This is a genomic window from Intestinimonas sp. (assembly GCF_026169115.1).
Lineage (GTDB): Bacteria > Bacillota > Clostridia > Oscillospirales > Oscillospiraceae > Intestinimonas.
Genome location: NZ_JAPFEA010000130.1, coordinates 1 through 2,357 on the forward strand (window position 1 = coordinate 1; position 2,357 = coordinate 2,357).

A 2,357-nucleotide genomic window follows, 5' to 3' on the forward strand; every position below is an offset into this window, starting at 1 on the left:
ATGGCTCAACGAAAAAATCGACGAAGAGCTCGGGAAATAAAAACAGAGCACCCGTTCTCCCCAGCCAAGAGAACAACGTGTGCTCTGCCCACCAACCCCGTAGGCTTGGTAAATCTATTCTACCATGCCTCCTGGGGAAAATCAATCAGGAGGATTTTCCGATATGTATGACATCCACCTTACACAAGAAGAAGCCGAAATTGTTTCCGCACTCCGAGACCCAGAGAAGCAGAAACGTTTATTGGAAGTCAAAACGGAAAAGGAGGCTATCGCATGAACGAACTCATGATTTTCAACAACCCAGAGTTTGGGGACATCCGCACCATTGAGGAGGACGGCAGGGTGCTGTTCTGTGGGGCTGATGTGGCGAAGGCGCTGGGATATGCAAAGCCACAGAATGCCGTAGCCACCCATTGCAGGGGTGCCCTGAAACGGGGCATCCTTACCAACGGCGGAGAACAGGAGATGTCCTTTATTCCTGAATCCGACCTTTACCGCCTTGTGTTCGGCTCTAAGTTGCCGACGGCGGAGAAGTTCACGGACTGGGTAACGAGCGAGGTCCTGCCCTCCATCCGCAAGCACGGCGGCTACCTCTCCGGCCAGGAAACCATGAGCCCCGAGGAGCTGATGGCAAAGGCGCTGAAGGTGGCGGAAAAGACCCTGGCGGACCGGGAAGCCAGGATCTCCGCCCTCACCGTGGAGAACCACATCATGGCCCCGAAAGCGGAGTACTTCGACGAGCTGGTGGACCGGAACCTGCTGACCAACTTCCGGGAGACGGCCAAGCAGCTCAACGTGCCGCCCAAGAAGTTCGTCTCCTTCCTCCTGGAGAAAAAGTACATCTACCGGGACAAGAGGGGCAAGCTCCTCCCCTATGAGGACAGGAACAACGGCCTTTTCGAGGTGAAGGAGTGCTTCAACGAAAAGACCCAGTGGAGCGGCACGCAAACCCTGGTGACCCCCAAGGGCCGGGAGACCTTCCGGCTTTTGTGCCCCGGAGCATGACGGCTCCGGGACCGTAAAAAAGAAAGGAGCGGCACATGAAAAACAGCATCAGCGCGGGCACCATCGCCCGCACCATCATTCTCTTTCTGGCCCTGCTCAACCAGTGTCTGAGCATGGCCGGCATCCAGGTCATTCCCATCGATGACGAGACCATCAACGCCCTGGTGACCACCGCCTGGACCGTCGCGGCGGCCCTGGCGGCCTGGTGGAAGAACAACAGCTTTACCCAGAAGGCCATTGAGGCGGACAAGGTGATGAGAGGGGGCTGACGCCATGCCCAACGATTGTTCCGCCTGCCAGCTGGCCGAGCGGGTCAAGCGGCTGGAGGGCGACTTTGAGCTGGAGTCCCAGAAGAACAGCCAGCGGCACGAGGAGTTCTTCCGGCGCATCCGAGAGCTGGAACAGCACCAGGCGGTGAACGGGACCCGGCTGGACACCATCGTGGAGAAGCTGGACGCCATCGCCGGAGACGTGGCTTCCCTGAAAGGGCGGCCCTCCCGGCTCTGGGACCTGGTCGTGACGGGCTTCATCACGGGGGCCGTGGGCTTCCTGGTGGCCCAGCTTTTGTGAGGAGGGGGCCATAATTGTTCGGCCCCGAGCCGATACCCAACAACAACGGCGGGGGCAATCGCTCCCGCCGTACATTTTTTTGAAAGGAAGGATCTTATGGCCGGGCATGCGGCCCCCCGGCTGGCTCATTTGTCCTCCGTCCCCTCACCAACGGACCCTTGACAACCAAATATTCGATACCATATAATGATGGCAAGAGGTGATAATGATGGTGGACAGAGAAATGCTCGAAGCGATCCGTCAGATGATGGAGGCCCAAAAGAAAGAGCTTTCCGAGAGGATGGACGTCCAGAAGAAAGAGCTTTCTGAGATGATGGAGGCTCAGAAGAAAGAGCTTTCCGAGAGGATGGACGCTCAGAAGAAAGAGCTTTCTGAGATGATGGACGCGAAGCTGAAGCCCATCCATAAGCATTTAGATTCCATTGACGAGCGACTGGAGACGCTGGAGGAGTCCCAAGAGGAGATCCGAAGCGGCGTGAACTCCCTGCTCGAATGGGCAGAGGAATGTGGGAATGTAATCAAGTTCCCTCTCCCCAAAGTAAAGTAAGTCAGAAACAGCCAGACGGCGCCGAATACCGGCGCCGTCTGTTTTTTGCGGGCATGTGAAAATTTTTTCAGTGGACCTCTTGACTTCTTGCTAGCAAGTATGGTATGGTGTTATTGCTAGCAAGGAGGTGAGACAATGGCTCCTAGCAACAGCCCTGAGTATTATCGGAAACGTCGAGAAACCATTGGACAATTTAGTGTTTCAGTTTCAAGGGAAAAGTTGAAATCCCTTACCG

4 protein-coding genes are annotated in these 2,357 nt (G+C 56.1%); all 4 read left to right on the forward strand.

Annotated elements, in window-relative coordinates; all coding sequences use genetic code 11:
- Nucleotides 1–273: 273 nt before the first annotated feature.
- The 4 genes from Q0Y09_RS11090 to Q0Y09_RS11105 all read left to right on the forward strand — a co-directional run bounded on the left by Q0Y09_RS11090 (nucleotide 274) and on the right by Q0Y09_RS11105 (nucleotide 2,122).
- Nucleotides 274–1,005 carry a phage antirepressor KilAC domain-containing protein gene (locus Q0Y09_RS11090; protein WP_297721500.1) on the forward strand — a complete coding sequence of 244 codons (732 nt, stop codon included), beginning with the start codon at nucleotides 274–276 and terminating at the stop codon, nucleotides 1,003–1,005.
- Nucleotides 1,006–1,040: 35 nt separating this feature from the next.
- The gene (locus Q0Y09_RS11095) at nucleotides 1,041–1,274 is read left to right on the forward strand and encodes a phage holin (protein ID WP_297721503.1); all 234 of its coding nucleotides are present in this window, start codon (nucleotides 1,041–1,043) and stop codon (nucleotides 1,272–1,274) included.
- A 4-nt stretch (nucleotides 1,275–1,278) separates the two neighbouring features.
- The gene (locus tag Q0Y09_RS11100) at nucleotides 1,279–1,575 is read left to right on the forward strand and encodes a hypothetical protein (RefSeq protein ID WP_297721506.1); all 297 of its coding nucleotides are present in this window, start codon (nucleotides 1,279–1,281) and stop codon (nucleotides 1,573–1,575) included.
- Nucleotides 1,576–1,798: 223 nt separating this feature from the next.
- Nucleotides 1,799–2,122: a hypothetical protein gene (locus Q0Y09_RS11105; protein WP_297721509.1), complete on the forward strand. Its 324-nt coding sequence runs from the start codon at nucleotides 1,799–1,801 to the stop codon at nucleotides 2,120–2,122.
- Nucleotides 2,123–2,357: the final 235 nt, after the last annotated feature.